This window comes from Ruegeria sp. YKSD179 (assembly GCF_059612885.1).
The window spans coordinates 112,334-137,826 of sequence record NZ_JBXWRL010000002.1 but is presented as its reverse complement, the minus strand read 5'-3'; the positions used below and the strand labels follow the sequence as shown (position 1 = coordinate 137,826).

General features: G+C 51.1%; 26 protein-coding genes. 14 read left to right on the top strand and 12 right to left on the bottom strand.

Annotation, left to right across the window (positions count from 1 at the left end; all coding sequences use genetic code 11):
• Together AC2FNE_RS00925 and AC2FNE_RS00920 are read left to right on the top strand one after the other, a co-directional pair.
• Complete coding sequence (locus AC2FNE_RS00925) at nt 1–882, top strand: DMT family transporter (RefSeq protein ID WP_170604010.1); 882 nt, start codon at nt 1–3, stop codon at nt 880–882.
• A complete protein-coding gene (locus AC2FNE_RS00920; protein ID WP_170604012.1) occupies nt 879–1,742 on the top strand; it encodes a sugar kinase in 864 nt (287 codons plus the stop codon). Before AC2FNE_RS00925 ends, AC2FNE_RS00920 begins: the two co-directional genes overlap by 4 nt.
• On the opposite strand, the gene AC2FNE_RS00915 is transcribed toward AC2FNE_RS00920, so the two are convergent.
• Both AC2FNE_RS00915 and uxaC read right to left on the bottom strand, forming a co-directional pair.
• Complete coding sequence (locus tag AC2FNE_RS00915) at nt 1,729–2,925, bottom strand: mannitol dehydrogenase family protein (protein ID WP_496804597.1); 1,197 nt, start codon at nt 2,923–2,925, stop codon at nt 1,729–1,731. The genes AC2FNE_RS00920 and AC2FNE_RS00915 overlap by 14 nt on opposite strands.
• A complete protein-coding gene (gene uxaC, locus AC2FNE_RS00910; RefSeq protein WP_496804657.1) occupies nt 2,926–4,269 on the bottom strand; it encodes a glucuronate isomerase in 1,344 nt (447 codons plus the stop codon).
• Between the two features lie 124 nt (nt 4,270–4,393).
• On the opposite strand from uxaC, the gene AC2FNE_RS00905 reads away from it, so the two are divergent.
• The 6 genes from AC2FNE_RS00905 (at nt 4,394) to AC2FNE_RS00880 (ending at nt 10,632) form a co-directional block, all read left to right on the top strand.
• Nucleotides 4,394–5,410 carry a Gfo/Idh/MocA family protein gene (locus tag AC2FNE_RS00905; RefSeq protein WP_496804596.1) on the top strand — a complete coding sequence of 339 codons (1,017 nt, stop codon included), beginning with the start codon at nt 4,394–4,396 and terminating at the stop codon, nt 5,408–5,410.
• A complete protein-coding gene (locus AC2FNE_RS00900; RefSeq protein WP_170604018.1) occupies nt 5,407–6,408 on the top strand; it encodes a Gfo/Idh/MocA family protein in 1,002 nt (333 codons plus the stop codon). The genes AC2FNE_RS00905 and AC2FNE_RS00900 overlap by 4 nt, the downstream gene beginning before the upstream one ends.
• Nucleotides 6,405–7,457, top strand: a complete 1,053-nt coding sequence (locus AC2FNE_RS00895; RefSeq protein ID WP_170604020.1) for a Gfo/Idh/MocA family protein — start codon at nt 6,405–6,407, stop codon at nt 7,455–7,457. The genes AC2FNE_RS00900 and AC2FNE_RS00895 overlap by 4 nt, the downstream gene beginning before the upstream one ends.
• Nucleotides 7,454–8,635, top strand: coding sequence for a mannonate dehydratase (gene uxuA / locus AC2FNE_RS00890; RefSeq protein ID WP_496804595.1), 1,182 nt, complete (start codon nt 7,454–7,456; stop codon nt 8,633–8,635). Before AC2FNE_RS00895 ends, uxuA begins: the two co-directional genes overlap by 4 nt.
• A 225-nt stretch (nt 8,636–8,860) precedes the next feature.
• The gene (locus AC2FNE_RS00885; protein WP_170604024.1) at nt 8,861–9,751 is read left to right on the top strand and encodes an NAD(P)-dependent oxidoreductase; all 891 of its coding nucleotides are present in this window, start codon (nt 8,861–8,863) and stop codon (nt 9,749–9,751) included.
• Between the two features lie 17 nt (nt 9,752–9,768).
• The gene (locus AC2FNE_RS00880; protein WP_170604026.1) at nt 9,769–10,632 is read left to right on the top strand and encodes a sugar phosphate isomerase/epimerase family protein; all 864 of its coding nucleotides are present in this window, start codon (nt 9,769–9,771) and stop codon (nt 10,630–10,632) included.
• Between the two features lie 63 nt (nt 10,633–10,695).
• On the opposite strand, the gene AC2FNE_RS00875 is transcribed toward AC2FNE_RS00880, so the two are convergent.
• The 4 genes from AC2FNE_RS00875 to AC2FNE_RS00860 form a co-directional block, all read right to left on the bottom strand.
• On the bottom strand, nt 10,696–11,976 hold the full coding sequence (locus AC2FNE_RS00875) for a TRAP transporter large permease (RefSeq protein ID WP_496772345.1): 1,281 nt from the start codon (nt 11,974–11,976) through the stop codon (nt 10,696–10,698).
• Nucleotides 11,977–11,985: 9 nt separating this feature from the next.
• On the bottom strand, nt 11,986–12,513 hold the full coding sequence (locus AC2FNE_RS00870; protein WP_496804594.1) for a TRAP transporter small permease: 528 nt from the start codon (nt 12,511–12,513) through the stop codon (nt 11,986–11,988).
• 74 nt (nt 12,514–12,587) lie between these two features.
• A complete protein-coding gene (locus AC2FNE_RS00865) occupies nt 12,588–13,565 on the bottom strand; it encodes a TRAP transporter substrate-binding protein (protein WP_170604322.1) in 978 nt (325 codons plus the stop codon).
• A 58-nt stretch (nt 13,566–13,623) separates the two neighbouring features.
• Complete coding sequence (locus AC2FNE_RS00860) at nt 13,624–14,409, bottom strand: SDR family NAD(P)-dependent oxidoreductase (protein ID WP_170604032.1); 786 nt, start codon at nt 14,407–14,409, stop codon at nt 13,624–13,626.
• Between the two features lie 263 nt (nt 14,410–14,672).
• On the opposite strand from AC2FNE_RS00860, the gene AC2FNE_RS00855 reads away from it, so the two are divergent.
• The 4 genes from AC2FNE_RS00855 (at nt 14,673) to AC2FNE_RS00840 (ending at nt 17,095) form a co-directional block, all read left to right on the top strand.
• Entirely contained in the window at nt 14,673–15,353 is a 681-nt protein-coding gene (locus AC2FNE_RS00855; protein ID WP_170476247.1) for a GntR family transcriptional regulator, read from the top strand.
• Nucleotides 15,354–15,390: 37 nt separating this feature from the next.
• Complete coding sequence (locus AC2FNE_RS00850; RefSeq protein ID WP_170604034.1) at nt 15,391–15,702, top strand: cupin domain-containing protein; 312 nt, start codon at nt 15,391–15,393, stop codon at nt 15,700–15,702.
• Between the two features lie 12 nt (nt 15,703–15,714).
• The gene (locus tag AC2FNE_RS00845; protein WP_170604036.1) at nt 15,715–16,134 is read left to right on the top strand and encodes a secondary thiamine-phosphate synthase enzyme YjbQ; all 420 of its coding nucleotides are present in this window, start codon (nt 15,715–15,717) and stop codon (nt 16,132–16,134) included.
• A gap of 73 nt (nt 16,135–16,207) precedes the next feature.
• Entirely contained in the window at nt 16,208–17,095 is an 888-nt protein-coding gene (locus tag AC2FNE_RS00840; protein WP_496804656.1) for a sulfotransferase domain-containing protein, read from the top strand.
• Nucleotides 17,096–17,284: 189 nt separating this feature from the next.
• Here AC2FNE_RS00840 and AC2FNE_RS00835 read toward each other — a convergent pair whose 3' ends face one another.
• The gene (locus AC2FNE_RS00835; RefSeq protein ID WP_254442447.1) at nt 17,285–17,926 is read right to left on the bottom strand and encodes a TetR/AcrR family transcriptional regulator; all 642 of its coding nucleotides are present in this window, start codon (nt 17,924–17,926) and stop codon (nt 17,285–17,287) included.
• Nucleotides 17,927–18,010: 84 nt separating this feature from the next.
• Between AC2FNE_RS00835 and AC2FNE_RS00830 the strand changes: the two genes are divergently transcribed.
• Together AC2FNE_RS00830 and AC2FNE_RS00825 are read left to right on the top strand one after the other, a co-directional pair.
• Nucleotides 18,011–19,171: an efflux RND transporter periplasmic adaptor subunit gene (locus tag AC2FNE_RS00830; protein ID WP_496804593.1), complete on the top strand. Its 1,161-nt coding sequence runs from the start codon at nt 18,011–18,013 to the stop codon at nt 19,169–19,171.
• Between the two features lie 12 nt (nt 19,172–19,183).
• Entirely contained in the window at nt 19,184–22,327 is a 3,144-nt protein-coding gene (locus tag AC2FNE_RS00825) for an efflux RND transporter permease subunit (RefSeq protein ID WP_496804592.1), read from the top strand.
• Nucleotides 22,328–22,484: 157 nt separating this feature from the next.
• Here the strand turns inward: AC2FNE_RS00825 and AC2FNE_RS00820 are convergent, their stop codons facing one another.
• The 5 genes from AC2FNE_RS00820 to AC2FNE_RS00800 form a co-directional block, all read right to left on the bottom strand.
• Nucleotides 22,485–23,459 carry a zinc-dependent alcohol dehydrogenase family protein gene (locus AC2FNE_RS00820; RefSeq protein ID WP_174823137.1) on the bottom strand — a complete coding sequence of 325 codons (975 nt, stop codon included), beginning with the start codon at nt 23,457–23,459 and terminating at the stop codon, nt 22,485–22,487.
• Nucleotides 23,460–23,584: 125 nt separating this feature from the next.
• Nucleotides 23,585–23,992: a universal stress protein gene (locus AC2FNE_RS00815; protein WP_170604046.1), complete on the bottom strand. Its 408-nt coding sequence runs from the start codon at nt 23,990–23,992 to the stop codon at nt 23,585–23,587.
• A 58-nt stretch (nt 23,993–24,050) separates the two neighbouring features.
• Nucleotides 24,051–24,500, bottom strand: coding sequence for a phasin family protein (locus AC2FNE_RS00810; RefSeq protein ID WP_496804591.1), 450 nt, complete (start codon nt 24,498–24,500; stop codon nt 24,051–24,053).
• Nucleotides 24,501–24,961: 461 nt separating this feature from the next.
• On the bottom strand, nt 24,962–25,255 hold the full coding sequence (locus AC2FNE_RS00805) for a DUF1127 domain-containing protein (RefSeq protein ID WP_496804590.1): 294 nt from the start codon (nt 25,253–25,255) through the stop codon (nt 24,962–24,964).
• On the bottom strand, nt 25,245–25,469 hold the full coding sequence (locus AC2FNE_RS00800) for a DUF1127 domain-containing protein (protein ID WP_496804589.1): 225 nt from the start codon (nt 25,467–25,469) through the stop codon (nt 25,245–25,247). The genes AC2FNE_RS00805 and AC2FNE_RS00800 overlap by 11 nt, the downstream gene beginning before the upstream one ends.
• Between the last annotated feature and the right edge of the window lie 24 nt (nt 25,470–25,493).

Genomic DNA, 25,493 nt, shown 5'->3' with positions numbered 1-25,493 from the left:
ATGGCCGTCACCGCCAGCTCAACCGCGGACCTACCGCGTCTTGGCATCTTGTTGATGCTGTCGGCATGGCTGCTGTTTTCTTTTGTTGATTTGGGCGCAAAGTGGCTGGCCGTGGCCGGAATTCCGGCGTTTCAATTGGCCTTTATGAGGTATGCTGGGCACTTTGTGATCTCACTAGGTGTGATCGCGAAAGGCGGAGTGGATCCAAGCCGGTTTAAAACCGATCATCCTTGGCAGGTCATCAGCAGGGCGCTTCTTCTGATATCCGCGACTGTTTTAAATTTCTACGCGCTGCAATTCCTTCCGTTGACGGTGGTGTCGGCCATAATGTTTTCAAGCCCTGTCATCGTGTGTTTTCTTTCAGTTTTTGTGCTGAATGAATCTGTTGGCCCTTGGCGTTGGGCTGCCATCTTGCTGGGATTTGTGGGCGTCCTTGTTGTCGTTCGACCATTTGGAGCCTCATTTCATCCGACAATGCTCCTTATCATCTACAATTCGACGGCGCTAGCGCTCTATTCAATTATGACCCGAAAACTTTCCGGAATCGTTGCTGTCGATACAATGCAATTTTATCTGGGGTTAGTCGGAACAGTCGTATTGCTGCCATTTGCTTTGTGGTTCTGGATTCAACCTGAGAACGCTTGGGGTTTGATTGTTCTAATCGGGTTAGGCGTGTTTGGTTGGGGCGGACATCAACTGCTCACCAATGCTCATCGATTTGGTACGGCCAACCAGTTGATGCCTTTCACTTATTCGTTCCTGATTTATGTGGCGATTTGGGGCTATCTGTTTTTTGGAACAGTACCTGACGGCAGTACGCTCGCAGGTGCTGCACTGATAATGACTGCGGGGCTGATTATCTGGAAACGGGAAAAAAAATGACTCGAATAGCCTGCATCGGCGAAGCAATGATTGAATTGTCCATATTGGATGATGGCGCAATAGTGGGCGTTGCTGGCGATACTCTGAACACCGCAATCTACCTGCACCGTCAAGCACCTGATTTGCAAGTGGATTACGTTACCTGCATTGGGGATGATCCGTTTTCAAATCGAATATCCGAGTTTATTTCCGGCCATGGTATTGGAACAGCAGAGATCCATACCATTGCCGGTGCATCTCCTGGTCTTTACGCAATTACAACATCTCACAGTGGTGAACGCAGCTTTACTTATTGGCGAAGTGAGTCCGCTGCGCGGCAACTGTTTTCCGACCTCGATTTTAGTGGACTGGAAATTTACGACGCATTGTACTTGTCCGGAATTTCAGTGGCCATCCTCCCGCACGAAGTCAGGATTGCTTTGCTGAATTGGCTCGATCGAAACCCAGCCAAGTTTATCTACGACAGCAATTATCGACCACGCCTCTGGGAAAGTGCTGATCACGCCCGGCAAATTAATGAACGGCTTTGGCACCGTGCAGACGTGGCCTTGCCATCGATCGACGACGAGATGGCCTTGTTTGGTGAAAGCGCCGAACAAGTCGCCGATCGGTTCGCCAAACACCCCGGCCTTGGTGCCTTAAAACGTGGCGCACAAGGTCCCCTTTCAATCGGTGAAGAGGTACATCAAACCTATTTGCCAGCGGAAAACGTTGTGGATACAACTGCCGCCGGCGACAGTTTTAATGGAGGATACTTGGCCGCTTTGTTGTCCGGAAAATCGCAGGCCGAGGCATTGCTGGCTGGTCATGCGATGGCATCCAAGGTTGTGCAGTTTAGGGGCGCTATTATTCCTGAATAAGCTGCGCTAAATCCTCGGCCCCTATGAGTTTCAATAATCCGATTTCGGGTTCAGATTGTTTAGCTATTCGAGCGATCTCGACAGCTTTGGGATCGTTTACAAGCCTGCCATTAGCTGTCTCCGTAAGACAATACGATATCCACGCTCGCATTCCTTCAACAACCGCATTCGATCCCGTTTCCCGCAACGTAGGAACAAACCGGTAAGGCAGCTTTTGACTCCCATCCATTGCTATTTGGTCCAAACGATGAGCCAACTCCGGGTTTTCGAACCTTCTCATCAGCGCATCCAAATAAGCTGAAACCTGATCCTGAATTTGAGACGGCAAAGTTGAAGCGGCATCTTTCATCAACTGAATTACAAGTGTGCGCAAAACTGGGTCTTGAACAGCCTCATGCACATATTCCAAACCCCTCGCGAGCCCGGCATACGCCAAGAATGAATGTGCGCCATTCAACATGCGAAGCTTTCGCATTTCGTACGGCGCTACGTCTTGAACAATCTGAACACCCGGCCAATCTGGTCGTGGCCCCGCAAAATCGTCTTCAATCACCCATTCCGAAAACGCTTCGGTTGGAACAGCCATCGGATCGCCGCTTATAGCGCGGACGGTATCTGTTGTGGCCGGAGTGATCCGGTCCACCATCGAATTTGGGAGGCGAATGGCACTCCAGTCTATTTCCAATTCTGCGGCGGCCGCGAATTCGACAACTGCACCTTTCAACGCCGTACCGTTTCCGACTTGGTTGTCACAACTCAGCACCGTCACAGGACTAGTTCGTCCGACCAACCCGAATGCAAGAAAACCAATAAGTGTCGAAGGTCCCTGCCCTGCAAGGTCAGCCGCGACTGCCGGGTCGGCAAAGTTCAACTGCCCTTTCGCGTCCAGATGATAGCCTTTCTCGGTTACAGTCGCCGATATGATCTCCACATTCTCCACGGCTTTGATAATCGCGTCTCGATCTTCCGGAACAACGAGAACATTGCGCAAGATATCGACCCGCTTCACGCCCTGCCCTTGCACGCATAAATCGTAGCGATAGCCTTGTTTAGCCAGTCCATCCCTGACCGAAGACGAGCGAAGGCTTACACCGACCACGTCCCAATCACCGGCTTGTTGCGTATAATCCAAAAGATGTGCACGAGCGAAATTTCCAAGTCCGAAATGTAGAATTGTGCCCATCTAGTTTTCCAACCCATAAACCTGCCGAGCGAGGTCCGTTGTAAGCAGCTTTGCCAGTCTTTCAGCGCTCTCCCGTCCAAATTGCCCGTTGGCCACTTGATCCGCCAAATGCACGGCTACACCCCGGCGCCACAGATCATGACGCGCGGGAATCGAAAGGAAGGCGCGTGTATCGTCGTTGAAGCCAGCCAAGTTAAAATATCCAGCAGTCTCAACAACTTGATCGAAATACCGCGCAATACCAGCCTGGCTATCGTGAAACCACCAAGGTGGACCAATACGAAGGCACGGCCAATGCCCTGCCATAGGTGCAAGTTCGCGGGCGTACGTTGCCTCGTCCAAAGTAAACAGCACGATCCTTAATTCTGCATTGTTCCCAACCCTGTTCAAAAGGGCGTCCAACCCATTTACCCAATCCATTGAAACCGGAATATCAGCCCCTTTGTCCCGGCCGAACTTTTTCATTATTACTTGGTTCGTGTTGCGCTTGCTGCCAGCATGAATCTGCATTGTCAGCCCGTCTTCGACTGACATCTGAGCCATTTCAATCAGCATATGCCCATAGAAGCGGTTTGCATCCTGCACTGACCCTTTCTGTTTCTTCAATCGTTGGTACAGTGCATCCGGATCATCCAACCATTCGGTTTGTGCAACTTGGATTCCGTGGTCGGTTGCCGTGCAGCCCATTTCAATGAAAAAAGCCCGGCGCTGTCTCAAAGCTTCCAAGAAACCCGCAAAGCCACCGACATCTGTGCCTGTCAAAACCTCAAGCTTTTCCAGATTCTGAGTAAAGCTTGGGTCGGTCGCGTCCAACACCCCGTCCGGACGAAAAGTCGGCACCACGCGACCACCCCATCCGCTTTCATGGATTGCCTTGTGATGAGAGAGATCGTCCAATGCCGAATCTGTTGTCGCCAGAACTTCTATGTCGAATTTATTGAATAATGCCCGTGGTTTATATTCGTCCCGCGCCAGCCGCTCTGAAATCTGATCATAAATTTCGTTGGCAGTTTGTGGAGACAAATCTTCTGAAATTCCCAGTGTTTCGCGCAGCACGTAGCTGATCCAAACGCGTGACGGCGTTCCCAGAAAAAGATCCCAATGTTCGACAAAAGTGGCAAAAATTTTGCGTGGGTCGGTTTTGCGCCCCTCTTTGCCTACACCAAGTTGGTGCAACGGAACACCCTGCGAATAGAGCATTCTGAAAACATAGTGATCCGGAACAACCAATAGCTCAGCCGGGTTCGGAAATGGATCATCATTTGCGAACCAACTTGGGTCGCAATGCCCGTGTGGGGATACAATAGGCAAGTCCTTGACCCCAAGGTAAAGCTCTTCTGCCATCCCCTTCAAAATGCCTGTCAATTTCTGCCTCCGCCATTAGTCTGCGCACTTGTTAACATATTTTTTACGGCTTGCATCTTTCACGTACAAAGTCTCAGAGTGGCACCGTATGTTGGGGGGATAAATGAATATAGCGTTGATTGGCTTGGGTATGGTCGCAGGCACCCATGTGGCTGCGATAAACGCGTCAGATCAAGATCTCAACCTAGCCGGGGTGTTGGGACGTGACCCTCGAAAGACAGCCAGTTTTGCTGACAACCACGACACCAAGGCGTTCAACTCAATCGAAGAAGTTGCGAATGATCCCAGCGTGGATTTTGCTATCGTCGCGACGCCCCCTGACCAACGCTTGGAACTGATAAAGACCCTGGCGGCAGCAAGCAAACCGGTCTTGATGGAAAAGCCAATCGAAAGAACAATGAGTGCCGCCACAGAGATCGTCGAACTTTGCGACGCAAACAAGATTCCGTTGGGCATTGTTTTTCAGCATCGTGCACGTGAGGCCTCCAAAGCCTTAAAGTCAGCCTTGAATTCCGGCGATCTGGGAAAGATCGCGACTGTCGATATTCGTGTGCCGTGGTGGCGCGATCAAAGCTATTACGATGCACCTGGGCGAGGCACTTATGCGCGGGATGGTGGAGGGGTCATGATCTCTCAGGCAATACACACGCTGGACCTCGCAATGTGGTTATTGGGGCCAATTTCGACCATTCAGGCGATGATGAGGAAGACACCATTGCATGAATTGGAGGCCGAGGACTGGGCCGGAGCAATTTTTGAGATGGAAAACGGTGCCATTGGCACGATGACGGCGACCACTGCCGAATTTCCAGGCGCAGCTGAAACTATTACGATACAAGGCACCAAGGCCAAAGCCCATTTGGGGTCGGGTGTTCTGACACTAACTTATCTGGACGGCAAAGAAACAGTGATCGGGGAGACAGCTTCAACTGGGGGTGGCGCTGATCCGATGGCTTTTACGCACGAATGGCATCAGTCAGTTATCGAAGATTTTGCAAACTCGATCAGGTTCGGAACGCAGCCTATGTCCACTGGGCGTACCGCATTGTTAACCCATGCCGTCATTGATGCAATGCAGGCCGCAAATCGAACTGGCCAAACCACACGAGTTTCTCAATGACGCTAACCTGTGTAGCCCTCGGGCTGGACCACCGTCACATCTACGGTATGACCGAAAACTTGCAAAAAGCTGGCGTGAAATGCGTCGGCTACTGGACGCAAGGGGAGCCCGAAACACTGCCCGGTTTTATCAAACGGTTTCCCGATGTGCCGCGTTTGGATCGACTGGAGGACGCCCTTGGCAGCGGCGCTGATCTGGCCTTGATTTCGTCAATCCCCGCAGATCGCGCGGATTTGGCCATCTGGGCCATGCAAAATGGGATGGACGTGATGAGCGACAAGCCCGGCTGCACGACGTTGGAACAGTTGGGACGGATAAAAAGAGCGGTTTCAGAAACAGGGCGTATTTGGTCAGTCAACTTTTCCGAACGGTTCGAAACTGCGGTTAGCACCCGCGCGACAGAGCTTGTTGAAGCCGGAGCAATTGGACAAGTTGTTCAGACGATCGGATTGGGTCCACACAGATTGAACAGACCAACTCGGCCTGACTGGTTTTTTAGACGAGACCGATTTGGTGGAATTTTGACCGATATTGCGTCTCATCAGATCGACCAGTTTCTGCATTACACCAGTTCAGCCTCTGCCGAAATTACGAATGCCTTTGTTGCCAACTATGCCAACCCAACCGATCCTGAATTGCAGGACTTCGGCGAAATCAATCTACGTAGCGAACGTGCGACCGGATACATCCGCGTGGACTGGTACACACCGGACGCATTGCCAAACTGGGGCGACGGACGACTGACAATTCTTGGTACAGAAGGCTACATTGAGCTCAGGAAATACGTGGATGTGGGCGGCGCACCTGGAACCGATCACATGATCATAGTGAATTCTGAAATCTGCGAAAAGATTGACGCGTCTGACGCTGGTCTTCCGTATTTCTCGCGTCTGGCGAGTGACATTGAACATCGAACTGAGACTGCGATGACGCAGACCCATTGCTTTACGGTCATGGAGTTGGCCCTACGCGCGCAGGAAATGGCGGAAGTAGAATGATCAATGTTGCAATTCTGGGTGCTGGCATTGGTCGCCAACATCTCACCGCATTCAAAAAGTTGGACGAAGAGTTTCATGTGTCAGCCGTTGCCGACAAAGATGCCGCCCGCATAGAAGAAATTCGGGGCGATAACGACTTCATCGCGATGACCGATACCCAAGAGGCTCTTGATGATCCCGAGATCGACGTAATCGACGTTTGCCTGCCCCCACATCTTCACGTTTCGGTCACGCTCGATGCGCTGGCGGCTGGAAAACACGTCATTTGTGAAAAACCTCTGGCCACTTCGATGCAAGACGTGGACAGGATAATTGAAGCGGCTCTTCGTGCTGGGAAACAAGTATTTCCCGTCTTTCAATATCGATGGGGCCCGTCGCTTGCGCAGCTAAGGCATTTACAACGAGAAGGCCTGACCGGCGAGGTTCAAACAGCGGCGTTGGAGACACATTGGTCCCGCGGACCTGACTATTACTCGGTTCCATGGCGTGGAACCTGGGCAGGTGAACAAGGTGGGGCAGTTTTGGGGCACGCTATTCACAACCATGATCTTTTAATGCACTTGGCCGGTGAAATAGCCACCGTGTCTGCAATGACGACAACTCGGGTAAACCCAATCGAGACTGAAGACTGCGCGGCTATTTCATTTTGCATGAACTCTGGAGCTCTATGCACCAGCAATATCACTTTGGGCGCCGCAAAGGACGAAACTCGATTGCGAATTGTGTTTGAGAATTTGACCGCGACCTCCGGTCTGGAACCCTACGCGCCGGGTCAACCCCCGTGGAATTTCGTCGCGCGGGATCCTTCCATGCAGAGAACCATAGATGACGCAATTGCGCGGGCGCCCGGGGAACCAACTGGGTTCGAGGGGTTTTTCACCGAAGTAGGCAAGGCTTTGCGTTCGGAGCCGAATTCGGCAGTTACACTAAGGGACGGTGCGGCCTCTGTCGGTCTTGTTACGGCGATTTATCATGCTGCGCGCACTGGCGAACGGGTAAGCCTACCTATTAGACCTGACCACCCACTATACTCAGGATGGATGCCATGAAACAATGTTGGCGCTGGTTCGGCCCAAAAGACCCGATAGAATTGGATGACCTGCATCAGGTTGGTGTTGAGGGTATTGTAACAGCTCTACATCATATCCCTCCAGGACAGCCATGGGATGAACAATCAATATCCGATCGCCAGTCGTTACTTTCCTCCAGTGGTTTTGGTTGGGATGTGGTTGAAAGCCTGCCGGTTTCAGAGGCGATAAAAACGCAATCTGCGGATATGGCAGAACATGTGTCAGCTTATAAATCCAGTTTAAAGGCGCTGGCCGCGCGCGGGATTGAAACCGTATGCTACAACTTCATGCCAATCTTGGATTGGACGCGCACCTCCTTACGTGCACCGCAGCCGCACGGTGGAACGGCTATGCTGTTCGATCTGACAGATTTCGCAGTATTTGATATACACATCTTAAGGCGTATTGGTGCCGAAGACGAATACTCTGAAAAGATGCGACACGCCGCTAAAACCAGATTCTTGGGCATGTCGGACCAGGCCAAAGTTCAACTGCAAAACAACGTCACCGCAGGATTGCCAGGTGCCAACGATCAGTGGAGCGTCGAAGACGTACGTACGTTACTGGGAACTTACTCCGGGATTGATCGCGACAAACTGCGTGGGAACTTGATTGATTTTCTCTCTGAAGTGGCCCCGATCGCACAACAGCTGGGGTTACGATTGTGCTGTCACCCCGATGACCCACCATTTTCACTGCTTGGTCTGCCGCGTGTAGTGTCCAGCTCGGATGACTATAGCGCGGTCTTGGACGCGGTCGATCTACCGTCCAGCGGTGCCACATTATGCACTGGCTCCCTCGGGGTGAGCTCCGATTTCGATGGACCAGAATTTGTACGAAGACATGGCGATCGGATACACTTTGCGCACCTTCGCAACACGAAACGCATCGCCCAATCCGACGACAGCAAACCCGACTTCTTTGAAGCGGCACATCTTGAAGGCGACACAGATATGGTTGGTACCGTTCGGGAGCTGATGGCCGAAGAAAAACGTCGCCAAACTGACGGGCGGCAAGACTGGCAAATCCCTATGCGCCCCGATCACGGACAGGAGTTATTGGGCGATCTGGGCGGCCACAGCACTCCGGGTTACCCCTTGATCGGTCGGTTGCGGGGTTTGGCTGAATTGCGCGGGGTGATGGCGGCGTTCACGTAAGTGAAACCGCCATTCAAATTTCTTTTTGGCGGTGACACTTCTTTGCTTGCCTGCAATCCGCTTTCTTCGTTTACTGGTGTCACCTAAACGGGCAGCGGGGTGTCTTCCGGACTCGCCCGGCGTCTGGACAAGGCGCGTGAAATCCCCGCGAAAACCGATGCCTTGCAGCATCATTTTCGAAACGTCAGCCTGTATTCGAACGGCTGAAAAACGGGAGGTTTCTATATGAAAACCGCAGGCGTAATCGGTCTTGGCGATATGGGCAGCGGCCTGGCCAAGAACCTTATTAAAAATGGTTTCGAAACATCTGGTTTCGATTTGAGCAACACCCGCATGAGTGCTTTTGCTGAGATGGGTGGCAAAGCAAAAGATTCTGCCGGCGAGGTCGGTGCCCACGCAGACTGTGTTTTTGTCATGGTAATGAATGGAGATCAGGCCAGAGAAGTCATTCTGGGTGAAGATGGCCTGGTCACAAACATGGTCAAGGGCGGGACGGTCATCCTTTCGGCAACCGTAAAGCCCGCGGAAGCTCGTGCAATTGGCCGAGACATGGAAGGCTCGGGTATCAATCTGATCGACACTCCTGTATCTGGTGGGTTTCCGGGCGCTCAGAATGGCACACTAACGATGATGGCTGCCGGAGCACCGGATGTTCTGGACCGAAACGCAGAGGCAATGCAGGCAGTGTCGGGAACCATCCACCGGGTCGGCGCCAATCCCGGCGACGGCCAGACAGTCAAGGCGTGCCTCCAATCTTTGATCGGGTCGATCTTTTCGGCCACGTTCGAAGCTGCGGCTCTTGCCGCTAAGGCAGGGGTCAGCGGCCAGGCTCTGCTCGACGTGTTCTCATCTTCCAGTGCGGGATGCGGTGTTGTTAACACTGCGCTTGAAAACATCATTGACCGCAAATTTGTCGCAACAGGCAGTCATATAGCGACCATGCACAAAGATTTGACGATATCGCTTGCACTGGCCAGTGAACTTGGGGTCCCTATGCAGACCGCATCGTCAGCCATGCAAGTGTTTCACGCCGGAAAAACCAAATACCCTGACGGTGACAACTGGATCTGCACGCGCGTGATCGAAGAAATCGTGGGCGCGGAACTGCACCGCTGAAGACTGGGAGTTTTCCAATGAAACTTGGTGTAATTTGCGATGGAATCAGTCGTGACCTAACTCACGCCGTAGATGTGATGGACGAATTCGATCTGGAGTACGCAGAGCTTCAGTTTGTCGGCGATACAGAGGTCGGCGATCATACTGCTCAGGAAATTGCCGAAATCAACGCGCTGTTACGTGATCGAGGTAAACCGGTGTCCTGTCTGTCACGACATATTTTTGCGGGCATGACTGCGGCAAACAAACCCGGTGATGAGCTGCACACAAAGCACATGGACGCTTTAAAGCGTGTCATCGACATGGCACACACCGTTGGTTCGCCGTTAGTGCGCATTATGACCCAAAGGAAAGAACAGATTCTCTGGGGTAAAAACGGGGCCGAAAAGTGGAATGTAGCCCATGGCGTCTGGGACACGATGCCGCCATTGATTGCACCGGCCGTCGAATTGGCGAAGTCAGAAGGTATAAGACTTGTGGTGGAAACCGGGAACGGCACCCTGGTCAATTCTAACTACACGGCCCGTAAATTGATTGACGACTTGGACGCCAAAGACACTTTGAAAGTGCTTTGGGACCCAGGGAATAACTGCTGGTGCCACGAGCTTGCATATCCGGATGGTTACAATGAATTGCGGGGCGGTTATTTGGGCCATATCCACATAAAGGATGTAAAAGTCGACACTCCGAGAGCCACACTGGAAGTCCGCCGAATGGGTGAAGGCCAGTTGGCGGATCTGTTTCAACCCATTGCCGACGCGCTTAGATCTGATGGTTATGACGGCGTTATTTCATTCGAAAGCGTTTACCACCCCGGCAATGGAAATTTCGAAGACGGTTTCCGATTGTGTGTGGATAGGTTCAAGCAACAGTTTGGCTGATAAATACCATGTGACTGACAAAACCTAGGTTTCTGAACGCGGATTGAGGGCAAGGTTTGCCCCTCAACCTATTAGATTTGGAAGAGTCATTGAGATGGCCGGAACAAACGTTATCAGCATTAGTGCGACAAGAATGGCCAAATAAAAGGGCCAAATCGTCCGCACGGCTTTCTCCATTGGCAGTTTGCCTACCGCGCATCCAACAAATAGGCACGACCCGACAGGCGGAGTGCACAAGCCCAATCCCAGATTGACCAGTAAGATCATACCGAATTGCAATGGATCGATCCCCAAGCTGTTTGCGACCGGCAGGAAAATTGGCGTGCAAATCAAGATCAGTGCAGCCATATCCATTATCATTCCCAGGACCAGCAAGACCACGTTTATCATCAACAAGATCATAATGGGGTTTTCGGTCAACCCCGTAAGCAGTTCGACCGTTTTGTCTGGCACTCGGTAGAAGGTCAGCATGTAAGCAAATGCACCTGCGCACGCGATCAAGATCATGACCATTGCTGTTGTGCGCACAGCCGAAGACACGGCGATGCAGAAGTTTTCCCAGGTAATGCTGCGGTAAACAATTAAAGTAACGACGAAAGCGTATATCGCGCCGAAAGCACCTGACTCCGTTACTGTGAAGATGCCTGACAATACGCCCCCAACGATTATTACAGCCGTCAGCAAGCCTGGAATCGCACTAACGAAACTTAGGAGAAGCGCACGCCAACCGGGAAATTTTTCCGCCTGATATCCTCGCCTGACGGCCACTAAATACGCTGCTACGGCTAAGCAGATGCACATCAATACTCCCGGAAAAACACCTGCCAGAAACAACTTTGAGATGGAGACACCGCCCCCAGCCGCAATAGCAAAAATAATCATGTTGTGACTGGGTGGAATGATAATCCCGGCAATTGATGAGGTTACAGTCACATTGACAGCGTAGTCGGCATCATACCCTTTTTCCTTCATCACTGGCACAAGAATGGACCCAAGGGCCGAGATATCGGCTATTGCCGAGCCGGAGATTCCACCGAATAGCATCGACGAAAAAACGTTAACTATCCCAAGTCCGCCTCTAACGGCACCGACCGCAGCAGACGCGAACCTGACGAGGCGCATCGCGATGCCGCCGTGAAACATCAACTCGCCAGCAAAAATAAAAAATGGAATGGCCATCAGCGAGAAGACGTTGATGCCGGAGACGATCCTTTGAAAGCCAATCATCAACGGCAACCCTTCAAACCAAAAGGCCGAAATTGCTGCAATACCCAATGCAAAGGCCACAGGCGTTCCAATCAGAACGCAGAGTGCAAATACTGCCAGCAGAAAAAGAATTCCCATCAAACGCCTCTATTCAATGCTGTCGCTACGTTCATCGCCACCGACAAACACACGGATCAGATGACCGATGGAGAACACAAGAATAAGCCCCCCACCAATTGTCAGCGGCAATGAACGCAAACCCTCAGGCACTTGGATCAGCGGAATGAGTGATCCCCATTTGAAAATTGTAAGTCGAGCACCAAACCACAGCATCAACCCACCGAAGCCAGCCATCAGGACATCAGTAGAGACAACCAATACTCTTCTGATCCAAGGGGGAACGGCAGACCGTAAAAGCGAAACAGACAAATGGGAATTGTCGTGCACTCCAACCGCAGCTCCAAGAAATGCGATTGTCATCACAAGCAACAAAGCGACCTGTTCGACCCAAGTTGGTGTGGCGTTCAGGACGTACCGACCAAATACAAGCCAACCGAAGATTACGGTGATCACCACCAGCGCAATACCCGTTAAAACCCGGCAAACATACGCGATCCAATCAAGAATAAGAACCATATTGCGTATCGATACAGGCAGATCGGAAGCTACTTTCATAAGATCATTTCCTGCGTTAAGCACCCGACCACGCATCACCGTGGTCGGGAATTTTCAGGCTAGAGCTTTCTGTCTCAATCTGTTGCCTGGATGGTCTCGACCAACGGGCGTAGATTCGGGTTGGTCGAAAAGTAGGCTTCGTAAACCGGCCCCATTGCAGCCTGAAACGGTGCTTTGTCTGCAACTTCGTTCACAACTACTCCGGCTGCTTCAACCGCTGTACGGCTTGCCGCCTCGCGCTCAGCCCAAAGTTGGCGCTGCAATTCGGCCGACTCCTCCGCCGCTTCGCGGACGGCCGATTGCATTTCAGGTGAAAGGGCACTGAATGTATCAGTGTTTATACAGATGCATTCAGGAATGATCAGATGCTGTGAAAGAGAGTAATAGCCAGCTACTTCAAAGTGACCGGTCGACTCGTACGATGGCCAATTGTTCTCTGCCCCGTCGACGACACCCGTTTTCAAGGCCTGATAAACTTCGGCAAATGCCATTGGTGAAGGGTTTCCTCCAAGCTCGGCTATCATTCCCGTAAACAGGTCGTTGTTCATGACACGCACTTTCATGCCTTCGACGTCAGCAGGCGTATTGATCGCTTTTGTGCCGTTGTAGAACGAGCGAGCGCCAGCATCGTACCAAGCCAGCGGTGTTAAACCCTTTTCAGCCATCCCAGCGGCAATTGCTTCGCCGCCCTCACTTTCCAGAACCCGGAACATGTGTGGCACGTCCTTAAAAATGAAAGGCAGTGAAACAACGTTGGCTTCCGCAACGATCGGACCGATTGGGCCGAGGTTAAAGTTTCCAACTTCCAACGCGCCTGCCCGTACCTGCTCGACAGCGTCAGGTTGGCTACCCAAAGTACCTCCGTGGAACATCTGGACGTTTATTTCGCCGTCCGTCTTTTCGGTTACGAGTTCGGCAAATTTATCCATGGCTATCGTGTTGGGATAACCGTCCACGTGAATATTCCAACCGCGCCAATCTGCTGCAAAAGCTGAGTTGCTCAACACGGCTACCACGGTCGCGGCGCCAAATAGTGCTTTGGATTGTTTCATCGTCATTTCTTCCTCCCTAGAAAATTGGTTTCTTGAGCTATTGTCCGGTCAAAACCGGTTATGAAAAAAGCAGACCCCCGTTGATGTCGATGTTTGCGCCAGTGACGAAAGCAGCTTCATCCGATGCCAGGTAAGCCACCAGGTTCGCGACGTCTTCCGAAGAACCTTCGCGTTTGAGCGGCGTTGCCTCAGCCACGTTGGTTCTCACCTCATTTTTTGTGAAAATGTTGTGAAAATCGGTGTCGATCATCCCAGGACAAACCGAGTTCACGCGGATGTCTGGCCCCAGTTCCTTAGCCAGCCCGCGTGTCATTGTCATAATTGCGCCTTTCGATGCGGCGTAGGCAACCGCACCCGGGCCGCCCCCATCTCTGCCAGCTTGGCTGGCAAAACCAACGATCGCTCCGCCGACGTTCATGTGTGGTAGAGCCGCCTTAACGACGCGCAAGAATGACGTGGCATTCAATTCCATCACGTCTTGCCAGTGGGCTATATCCATTTCCGCGATCGTCTTACGCGCCACTAACCCTCCAGTCACATGCACCAGGACATCAATAGACCCGCCAAAAGCAGAAAGAGTTTCTGAAACAAGTGCTTTGACATCATCGTCTGATGTCATGTCGCCTTGAAGCGAAATTGCGTTTCCTCCGTTTTTCCGGATTTCCGAGACAGCAGAATCCGCCCCTTCAGAAGAACTGTGAAAATTGATCGAGACCGATGCTCCTGCTTTTGCAAGCCGCATTGCGCAGGCGCGCCCAATGTCTCGACCACCACCAGTAACAATCGCGACTTTTCCTTCGAGGTTTTGACGGGCGCCAAATTTCTCTGCGATTGATCCTGTCATTTTTGGTCCTTTCTGATTGCGGGTTCTCTTTGACGGGTTCCATCCAGCGTCCTGACAACCGCACCGCCTCAACGAGATTGTATTATTTAGTCGACTAGGATACTAGTATTGTCAACTGAATATTTCTGGCCATATTGTGCGAACAAGAAATCAGCAGGGTTCAAGAACGTTGGCAGCAGTCGCGCAGAAAGCTAACTTGGCGCAGACACTTTGAATTAACTGGCGCTTTCCCAAACTATTTGAGATGGCGAAAAAGGAAACAAATGCAAAGTCTTAAGGAAAAACTTGCTCGGCGCACGACCGCAGATATCGTGTATGATTATCTGTACGAAGCTATCGTCACACTGGAATTGCTGCCTGGAACCAAGTTGTCAGAGGCAGACATTGCCAAAAGGTTTGATGTTTCCCGACAACCGGTTCGCGACGCTTTCACCAAACTAGAATCGCAAGACCTTCTTTTGATACGACCACAGAAAGCCACTCAGGTGCGTAGCTTTTCAATGGAGCGCATAGAACATGCCCGTTTCGTTCGTTTGGCAGTTGAACTGGAAGTTGTGCGCGCGGCTTGCAGCGTCTGGCGACCCGAGCACGCTCTGGCCCTTAAGGAGAATCTGGCTGAGCAACTGAGCGTTATAGAAAAAAACGAAACGGAAAGATTTCACCAACTGGACTATGAGTTCCACAGGCTAATCTGCGAACTGAGCGGAAAACCCCTGGCATTTGAAACCATTCAAGAATGCAAAAGAAAAATTGACCGGCTTTGCGTTTTGAGCCTCGGCCGCCAAAGCGAAGCCAAAACTCTATACGAAGACCACTTTGACCTTGCCAAAGCGCTTTCCGACAAAAACGTAGATGCGGCAACAAATGTTGTCCGTCGCCACTTGAGCAGGATCGATAACACAATCGAAGAAATACACGCTAAACACGCTGACTACTTTGAGTAAGTTGGAAAATTAGACATTTCAAAAGGACGACCCAGTAATGGTATTGCTTAATCCTATCGTGCCCACCGACCCAGGCGTGACGCGTCAGGTCTTGGCGGATCATCCTAACCTAATGATGGTTTCGTTTCGCTTTGATGAAGGTGCCGAGGGGTTACTCCATCAGCACCCGCATGTTCAGGCAACATTTGTCAAATCCGGTCGCTTTGAATTCACTGTTGGCGATGTGAAAGAGGTGCTTGGGCCAGGCGACAGTATTATTATCCCGTCGAATCAAAAACACGGCTGTATATGCCAAGAAGAAGGAGAATTAATTGACTGCTTCACGCCTCGCAGAGATGACTTCGTGTAGAGTTAAAACTATATGAAACAAGAGTTTTTTGAAGTTTCAGTTTCCACACCCGGAAAGTCACTGACAGATATAAGCGAATTGATACAGCACGAAATCACCAGCCGCAGTTTCCTTTCCGGTTTGCTTACAATCTGGTGCGCTCACACTGGTGCTTCATTGTTGGTCCAAGCAAATGCGGATCCGGACGTGCAGCAGGATATCTTGGATTATTTTGAGAAACTCGTACCCAAGTCTGCGGGAGCGTACCGTCATAAACCTGAACAAGACGACAATGCTCCGTCTCACCTGCGGGCGCTTCTTACCCAGACCCAGTTATCTATACCGATAAATGACGGACTTCTTCCATTGGGCAAAGTCCAAAGTCTTTACTTGTTTGAACATCGGGAAGCCCCAAAAATCCGACGCCTGAACATCCATTACCTGGGTACTTGAGCGATAGCATTTGACAAAATTGGTCGTCGGCTTCTCGAAATCTGGTATTTTTGAATTCAGGTCCGAGTTGGAGATGGAAATGTTAACGACAGAGCGGCTTAGAGATTATTGCGGCACCGTAACCAACACTGAAATTTGGAACGGCTTCGAATTGCGTCCGGACGACGTAATTGTGACCACACCCCCTAAATGCGGAACCACATGGATGCTGAACATCGTAATGATGCTCATATACCAACGCGTCGTTCCGGATGCCGGAAACTCAAAAGATGCCCCATGGCTTGACTGTGGTTTTCGTGATCGAAAGGAAATCGCGGAATTTTTGAACAGCTTGGACAGTCGCAGATGTATTAAAAGCCACACCCCAATGGACGGGATCGCCTACGGGCGCGAACCGACCTACATCGTTGTATACAGACATCCAGTTGACGCTCACTTTTCATTGCGAACTCATGCGGGAAATATGAAGGAGGACTGGCTCGATTATATGTTTCCAGAAAGCGAGAGCGAGGGGTTTCAGCGTTTTGTTAATGCGCCGGCCACCGATGCTGGGACCGACGATTTAACGCTTGCCTCATTTGTTCATCACTACCAACAGGCAAAAGAGCGCAAAGACAATGGCAACGTGCATTTTTTTCATTACGCCGATATGTCCCGGGATTTATCCGGTCAGGTCGAAAAGATTGCGCGAATAATGAAAGTGCCTCTACCGCAATCACTCAGGGATGAAATCACTGAGGCAACTAGTTTTAAACAAATGCGAAAAGCCGTTGAAAGTAGTGAGCGCCGTTTTCATAAAGACACGCCTTTCCACGACCTCGCGGATTTCTTTTCTTCTGGCACATCAAACAAGTGGGAGGGGCGCATTTCACCGGAGGAAATGGAAACTTATAGCCGACGAATTCGGAGCCTTTTACCTGCCGAAGAAGTTACTTGGTTGGAAAATGGCTATCAGTTTTGAGTTCGCTGAGTTTGACGCGCTTGTCTGGCATTCTTTGTTCAACCACCACGCTAAGATTCCGAAACGTTTAAATGCATGAATCCCGACATTTAATAAAATCTCGCTCTCAAAAAATTTCGAAAAGTCACTAGAGATCCGTTAATACAGGTCTGCCTCACAATCCGGTGTCGTGACTTTGCATGTCTTGGCCTATTTCAACATTCTTTCTGACACGTCTTTCAGCAGATCATGCAGATCGAACTCCTCACCTTTGTCGGCCAGGCCTCGGTCACGCAAAATAAAAGACAGTCCGTGAACAAAACTCCAAAGCAGGAATCCGCGACGGCGAACCTCTTCGGTGATTCTGGATTCGCCTAGGCATTTTGCGACCTCGGAAAGCAGAATTCCAAAGCTTTGTTGCCCACCCTCCTCGAGCCGGGGGTCAGCAATGCGATCGGTGAATCCCCCAAACTTGAGCCGGAAAATACCCGGCTCGTTCATGGCAAACGCAACATACTCCATACCAATGGCCGTTATACGTTCTGGCGATCCTTCCGGGAATTCTTGCAAAGCGGAAAGCATATTTGCACGATGCCTGGCCATTCCCTCAAGAACAACGGCAACAAGCATTTCGTTCTTGTCTTTGAAGTGTTTGTAAGGTGCTGCCGTGGACACACCTGCCAACCTGCATGCGTCCGAAACTGAAAAACTGTCCGGGCCTTTTTCCTCAACCAACTGCCGCGTCGCCTCTATCAAAGCCGCTCGTAGATCACCATGATGGTAGGCTTTTTTTTCCGCCATTCGGCTTTCCGCGTTGCCGCCAGAGTTCTTGATTATTTTGGTGTCTGTCATGATCCAAGGTTTGCAGATCACGTATCCCTTGTCAAAGTGAGAAGTTCTAACATATGTTAGAGAGACTAACTTGATGAGGTCAAAATGCCGAATCCAGAGATTTCCGCTTCTGCTCCTGCTAAGCGAAGCCCTTTTTCACGCGTCCTTCACCGCATAACACAGCTTAGTTTGACCGTAGGCGTCATCCTCGTCGCTGCTGCAGCGGTCCACTTAGGAGCTTCTGAGCTTTCGCGCCGAGCGAACGCTGTTCCCGCTCCTGACGCCGCCTCGGTGACGCCCGTTTCAGTAACGCCTATTAGTCAAGAAAGTCATTACTTAGTTGATCGGGTTTTCATCGGTCAGGTCGAGCCACAACGGTCTGCAGATATTTCCTTTGAGTTGAACGGAACCCTCGCAAAAATACTGGTCGACGAGGGAGATGAGGTTTCGAAAGGTCAACTGCTTGCTACGCTGGATATCGCGTTGCTGGAAGTTGAACGTGATCGCCTGTCCGCATCTCGCAAAGCTATAGCGGCGCTGCTTTCCTTTGCCCAAAAAACCGTTGAACGCAGTACAAAACTTATCGAGCAAGGATTTACCAGTCAGGCTCGTCTGGACGAGGCAATAGCTCAGCAAGATGAACTGCTTTCCAGAATGGGAGAGCTAGACGCAGCTTTACGCGACGTGACCGTTCGGATCGACAAATCCAGTATTAAAGCTCCCTTCGCAGGTCAAATTACCTCCCGGCATGTCGACGGCGGTGAAACGCTACTATCTGGAGAGCTTGTTTTGGGAATGGTCGAAATCGTGTCACCGCAGGTGCGAATAGGTATTCCACTTGATGTGGAGCCTTCACTTTTGGCCGATGTTGAAGTCGAAATTGCCGACAACCAGTATCAAGCGAAGCTGGCTACTTTGCGTCCAGATGTCGATCCACTAACCCGGACGCGTACAGCACTTTTTGACCTGAAAGACGGTCCCAACGTCGCGTTTGGACAGACCGCACGTGTTCACATCAGTGACCCGGTCGAAAGTACCGGCACTTGGGTTCCTACAACATCACTAAAAGAAGCGGCGCGTGGTCAATGGACGCTTTTGGTTGCGGACGCTGAGAAAACGGTTCGCATTGCGACCGTAGAGGTAATCCATGCCGAAGATGACCGCGTTTTTGTCAGAGGTATGTTTCCCAACGGCACTGTCTTGATTGATCGGGGGCCACAGCGTGTGACGGTTGGTCAGCGAGTCGCATTTGGCGGCAACGAGTGACGGAGGATACAAATGGAAACCCTTACATTTCGTCACCCCAGGCTTGTCGCTCTAATAATCTTAGTGTTGGTATCCGCTGGGCTGTCATCTTTTCTTTCGTTGGGGCGGCAGGAAGATCCAACAATCACCAATCTGTTTGCAACTGTGACGACTCAGTTTCCGGGTGCGGACCCGGAGCGGGTCGAAGCGCTGGTAACCGCTGAGATCGAGGAAGAGTTGCGGAAAATTTCTGAAGTAGACGAGATAAGTTCGGTTTCCAGATCTGGGATTTCAGTAGTTTCCGTTGAATTGCTTGAAACGCTGGATGAAGCCACCATCGAACAAGTTTGGGCCGAAGCAAGGGATGCGATCGATGACGCCAGTCAGAATTTTCCCACTGGTGTTCTGCCACCAGATTTCGACGCAGAAGGCATTTCCGCCTATTCTGCGGTGATCGCAGTGGCGGCTGACAGCCCGAATTTCCCAATAACGCTGCTATCGCGCCATGCGGAATCCTTGGGCGACAGATTGCGGACGATCCCGGCCACTCGTGCCGTTGATTACTTTGGGCAGCCGGAAGAGGAAGTCCTTGTCAGCGTTGATATGGATAAAGCCGCAGCATTAGGCCTGAGTGCCACTGAAATTTCGCAGCGGATAACCGAAGCTGATGGAAAAGTCCAATCAGGCCGCTTACAGTCCGATGTGGATTTAACCATAAATATCAGTGGGGAAATCGAAACAATTGACCGCATCAGAAGCATTGTTCTGCGCGAAAATGCCGAGGGCGCAGTTGTACTACTGGGTGACATCGCCACAGTGGATCGCGGCCCCCGAATGCCTGAGTCTGCGATCGCATTTGCCAACGGCATGCCAGCCGTTCTTGTGGGCGTTCTTGCTCAAGACGGGGTTCAGATCGACCGGTGGACTGGATTTGTGCGAAAGGAACTTGAAGAAGGTTCTGCGTCAGTCCCTGTGGGTATTCAGGAGTTACTACTCTTTGACCAAAGTAAATACACAACAGACCGCCTGACCGAAGTCGGGATTAACATGGCAATCGGTGTCGCGCTCGTGGTTGCGGTTCTGTTCATAACGCTTGGTGTTCGAGCCGCTGCAATCGTCGCACTTGTTCTGCCGGTCGTTTCGCTTGCCACGCTCGCAACAATGAACATGATTGGACTGCCAATTCACCAGATGTCCGTCACCGGACTGATTGTGGCCTTAGGCTTGCTGGTAGACGCCGCAATCGTGATGACAGACGAAATCCGGCGACGTTTGCAAGACGGGATGGATCGTATCACTGCAGTGCGCGACGCGGTACGCCGATTGGCGGCTCCGCTGTTGGCTTCCACCATCACCACCGCGCTAGCTTTCATGCCCATGATCCTTCTGCCCGGGCCTGCTGGTGACTTTGTAGGCGCCATAGCCATCGCCGTTGTACTTATGTTGGTGTGGTCTTTATTGGTTGCTTTGACGGTCACGCCTGCAATTGCAGGCTGGGTTTTATCTGACAGAAAAGACGCTGGAATACTTGCTCAAGGCATCAGTATCCCAGCACTTGCCCGTCTGTTTGAGGCATCAATACGTATTTCGGTCGCAAACCCAGTGCGGTCCATCGCGCTGGCGTTGGTATTACCCGTTCTTGGATTTGCAGCATTTCCCACTCTGACTGCTCAATTCTTTCCGGGCGTAGATAGAAACCAATTCTACATCGAAATTGATATGCCAGGGGGTACTTCGATTTCCGGCACAACGGCAACAGCACGGCTGATCGACGAAATGCTTTTGGCTGATGCCGGCGTGCAAAGCGTCTACTGGACGGTGGGAGAGTCAGGTCCAGCCTTCTATTACAACATAGTTGGCAATCGCTCGCGTGAGCCCGGATTTGCGCAGGCAATGATCACAACGAAAACTGCGGAAGATGCCGCCCGCCTGGTCGGAGATTTGCAGGGTCGCCTGGACACAGATTTCACCGAAGCACAAATAATTGTGCGCAACCTTGTTCAAGGCCCCCCAGTTGCCGCGCCTATAGAGGTAAAAATACAGGGACAAGACATTACAATTCTTCGCGAGCTGGGTGACGAGATTCGATCGGTCATGGCCAACCTCGATTTGGTGACACAAGCCCGAGCAAGCGTTAATGGCGGCAACCCCCAAATCCGGTTCGAGATTGACGAGATAAATGCCCGCCTGCTTGGCTTGGATGTTGCGGACATAGCAGGTCAGCTGGACGCCGCGTTGGTGGGAGTGACCGGAGGTTCATTGATAGAAGGCACCGAGCAACTACCCGTTCGGGTGCGTTTTGGTGACGAAATTCGCTCTGATCTGAGCACTATAGTCAGCATGCCTATACTTCTGCCGGACGCTGCTGCAATCTCCGCTACTGGTGTGTTTCCTGCGGTTCCTTTGTCCGAGCTTGCCAAACCCATAGTCGAACCCGCTGAAAGCGTAATTACTCGGACCGATGGCGTCCGTGAAAACACAATTCAGGCATTCATCGTGCCTGGTGTACTACCTGAAGAAGCTCTGCAGGATGTGCTGGAAGCCTTGGATGTTTCGGGATTTGAGCTACCGCAGGGATATACAATGACCTTGGGCGGAGACAGTGATGCACGTTCCAGCACAGTCGGCAATCTGATGGCTTCGGTGGGGTTGATCGTGACACTGTCCATCGCGACAATCGTCCTGACATTCAACTCTTTCAGGTTAACCTTGGTGACGTTGGCGGTTTGTGTCCTGTCGGCTGGTCTTTCTATGCTGTCACTTGCAATCATGCAATATCCGTTCGGCATTCAGGCGATCATTGGCGTGATTGGCTCCATCGGCGTTTCGATAAACGCGGCCATAATAATACTCACCGGCTTGCAACAAGATCCGCGGGCAAGTCGCGGTGACCGAAACGCAATGGCGCGCGTTGTCACCGGTTCCAGCCGGCACATCATCTCGACCACAGTTACGACGTTTGGCGGGTTTCTCCCCCTGATAGTAGGTGGCGGTGCATTCTGGCCCCCGTTTGCGGTGGCAATAGCAGGCGGCGTGTTGCTGTCGACCGTTGTGTCATTTTTCTTCACACCACCTGTTTTTGCATTGGTTTACCAAGGGCGTTTCAGAAAATTACGTATTTCCGAGAAACATCAATCCATTTCAGACAAGGCGGTTATCTCATTAGCGGCAGAGTGAGGATCACCTGTCTCGACGATGCACACTCTGGTAAGAACAAAAGCGCAGTTTCAACCTCATTTCCAGATGTCAGACCTGGAGAAAAAGTGTGGTTTTAGAAAAAGGCTGCAGAATTGGCAAACAAGTCGTAGAGTATGCGCAGCCAGACGGGTCGGAACTAAACACAGAGAACCGCTGCGCCTTGCAATCGTCCGGATCGCAAGTCGTCAAGGGCATCATTCGCGCATTCCAGCGGATAAGTTAATACACGGGTTTCTATAGGTATTTCCGAAACCAATTCAAAAAACTCATCACCGTCTTTCCTTGTCAGATTGGCGACGGAACAAATAGAGCGTTCCTCCCACAGGTCTGAATATGGAAACGACGGTATATCACTCATGTGAATACCGCCGCAAACAATACGCCCTCCTTTGCGGGTTGCTTTAAGGGCAAGTGGGACAAGAGCGCCGACCGGAGCAAATATGATTGATGCGTCAAAACTTTCAGGAGCACTTTCAGAAGAGCCACCGGCCCATTTAGCACCCAATTCCAAGGCAAACTTTTGTGCTGCGATGTCGTCATCTCTTGTGAAAGCATAGACATCGACGCCAAGCGACGTAGCAACCTGACAAAGGATATGAGCTGCAGCGCCGAAACCATAGATACCTAAGGATTTTGGACCGCCAGCCATCCTGAAGCTGCGATAACCGATCAGACCGGCACACAAAAGCGGAGCCAAATCCGCCGCTTCTTTTTCTTCCGGCAACGGGAAAACAAAACTCGAATCCGCCACACAGTATTCGGCGTAGCCACCGTTAATTGTGTATCCTGTAAACCCCGGCTCGTCACAAAGGTTCTCGCGATGAGATCTACAAAATTCGCACCTACCGCATGTATGTCCCAGCCAGGGAACGCCGACTCGCTGACCAATTTTTAGCTTGCCCACCCCGTCTCCCAAGTCACTGATACGCCCGACGATTTCATGTCCTGGGACCAGCGGCAGTACGGGGCTTTTCAGGTCACGATCAACGATGTGCAAATCAGTTCGGCAGACACCACACGCCTCGACTTGCACCTGCACCTGCCCTGCGCCAGATACTGGAATAGGTAATTCACAAAGTCGCAGACTGGGACTCTTCCCATCGAAAACCATTGCTCGCACAGCACACCTCCTTGCAGTGCACTATCTCGAAAACAGCGACCAAGCTCCAGCTTGCCCCGACGCGCGACATTGAACGTCCCGATAGTTTTTGAAGCTAAGTCAACGTGGATGTGGATTCACCTGGTTACGTGAACCGCACACTTTGCATGATGCACAACCCTGTTCGCAGTTGACCCTAGAAAGATATTCTCAAAGCCCGGCTTGTGCGAAGCAATTACAATGCAGTCAACATTTTGTTCATTGGCGAAATCGACAATCGCCCTGCCAGCATGCCCAGAAACCAACTTCGCTTGAGCGCCGGGCAACTCTGACGCACTCTTGAGTAGGTTCTCCTGAATCTCATGGCGTGTGTTCTTGAAAACCTCTTCTGGAATCTGAGACGCCACATACGCCGGAATAGGTTCCTGCACGTGGAGCATAATGAATTCTGCATCGGTGTCAGCCAGCAGGCGCGCCGCTTCAAAAGAAGCCCGAGTATCATGGTCACTATCCAGCGCCACAGGGACTAGAATTTTCTTGTACATGTACAGTCCTTTCGACTGATCGGGTTAAATTCAAGTGGAAACTTCCAATGTTAACACCCTAAACCGGCTCTGACTTTGAAGACTGCCCAACTTTTTTCGCTGTGGTGGTAACATCGTCAATTGTTTTCTCCACGGCTTCCGCTTCAGTTTCTGCCGCATATGCCGCACAACGGGCAACTGTTTCGAACCATTCCTGAGCGTCCGCGATCAGACGTTCTGCTGAGTGACGCTGCCATTCCGTAATCGTTTGCATGGCTTTCGATGGGTCGCCTACATTGGCCGACGACGCGGTACGCGCCGCCTTAAGTGCAGACCGAACAGCCTCATGACGCCTTTCAAACCAATGTTGTGCAAAGTTTTCTGCTTCTTCCAGCATCTTCTCCTGCGCGTCCCAAAATTGCTCAATCTGAGCGCCAAGAACAGGATTCACAGACTCCGAAGGCTGCATTTGTTTGAACACGTCGATCAATGTTGTGGGGTGTTTTGTTTTCGGCGTCTTATCTGGCATCGAAAGTTCCTCCTCATTCTCTCGCCAGCCATTGTGCCGATGCTCACAAATTCCGCTTTAATTTAGATCAATTTCATCGATCATCTTTGTCCATGACCATTCAACGAAATTCGTTTATTCACTTACGCGACAGGCATCCTGGAAAACTTCTTTTAAAATCAAGGGATGCGGACATTGAATGAGTCATCATTAGTTATTTGTTTGGAAGGCCACCAGTTTCGCATGAGTTGGTGACGAGGTTTTTCAGAAAAAATCTGCCCTAAATTCACGGAGATTCGTCACAACTACCCGCAGCCGAAATAAAAGATCAGACCAGCCCCTTTGGGAGGAGATAAAGAGGCTGGTCCTTTGCGTTGGCGTACACTGTTGAACTTTCGCCGCCGCTTGCGCTGGCATTCTCTGGGAGGAGCGAGAACCAGCAGATTCATAGTGCCTATTAAACACCTGGTAATTACATGTTTTTACAGGTTTTCGGCGTCGCCACCCCAATCATCTGAAAGCAATTTCTCGGCATACATTGGTATGTCTGCCCGCGAGATCCCGATCTGGGTAAGTTGGTGATCACTCATTTCGGATAGAGTTGACATCATTCGCGCCATTTGAAGTGTTCTTAATACTCCGCGCATGCCTGCAAATACTTTGTTCAGTCGCGAAAGGATCAGAGGCAATATACTCTTGGCCCCACGTGACATGGAACTCAAATATAACAATGTGTTATCCGAGTTTGACCCGACTGCTTGCGATTTAAAGGTCATTTGCTGCCTCCTTTGCCAGTCCTTTGATACTGCCACGCGGAATACCTAAATCATTGAGGTCACGGTCAGTGAGATTAGAAAGTTCGCGATAAGTGTTTAGATAGACCTTTCTTTTGGTGATGGCGGCCCGCACGGCATCCCGCTTTTGCTGAAAGACTGTGCGGCCAGCATGCAGAACGATCTCTAACGAGGTAATCGATCTTGTATTTGCCATAATTGCGCCTCGTCTATTGCTGCA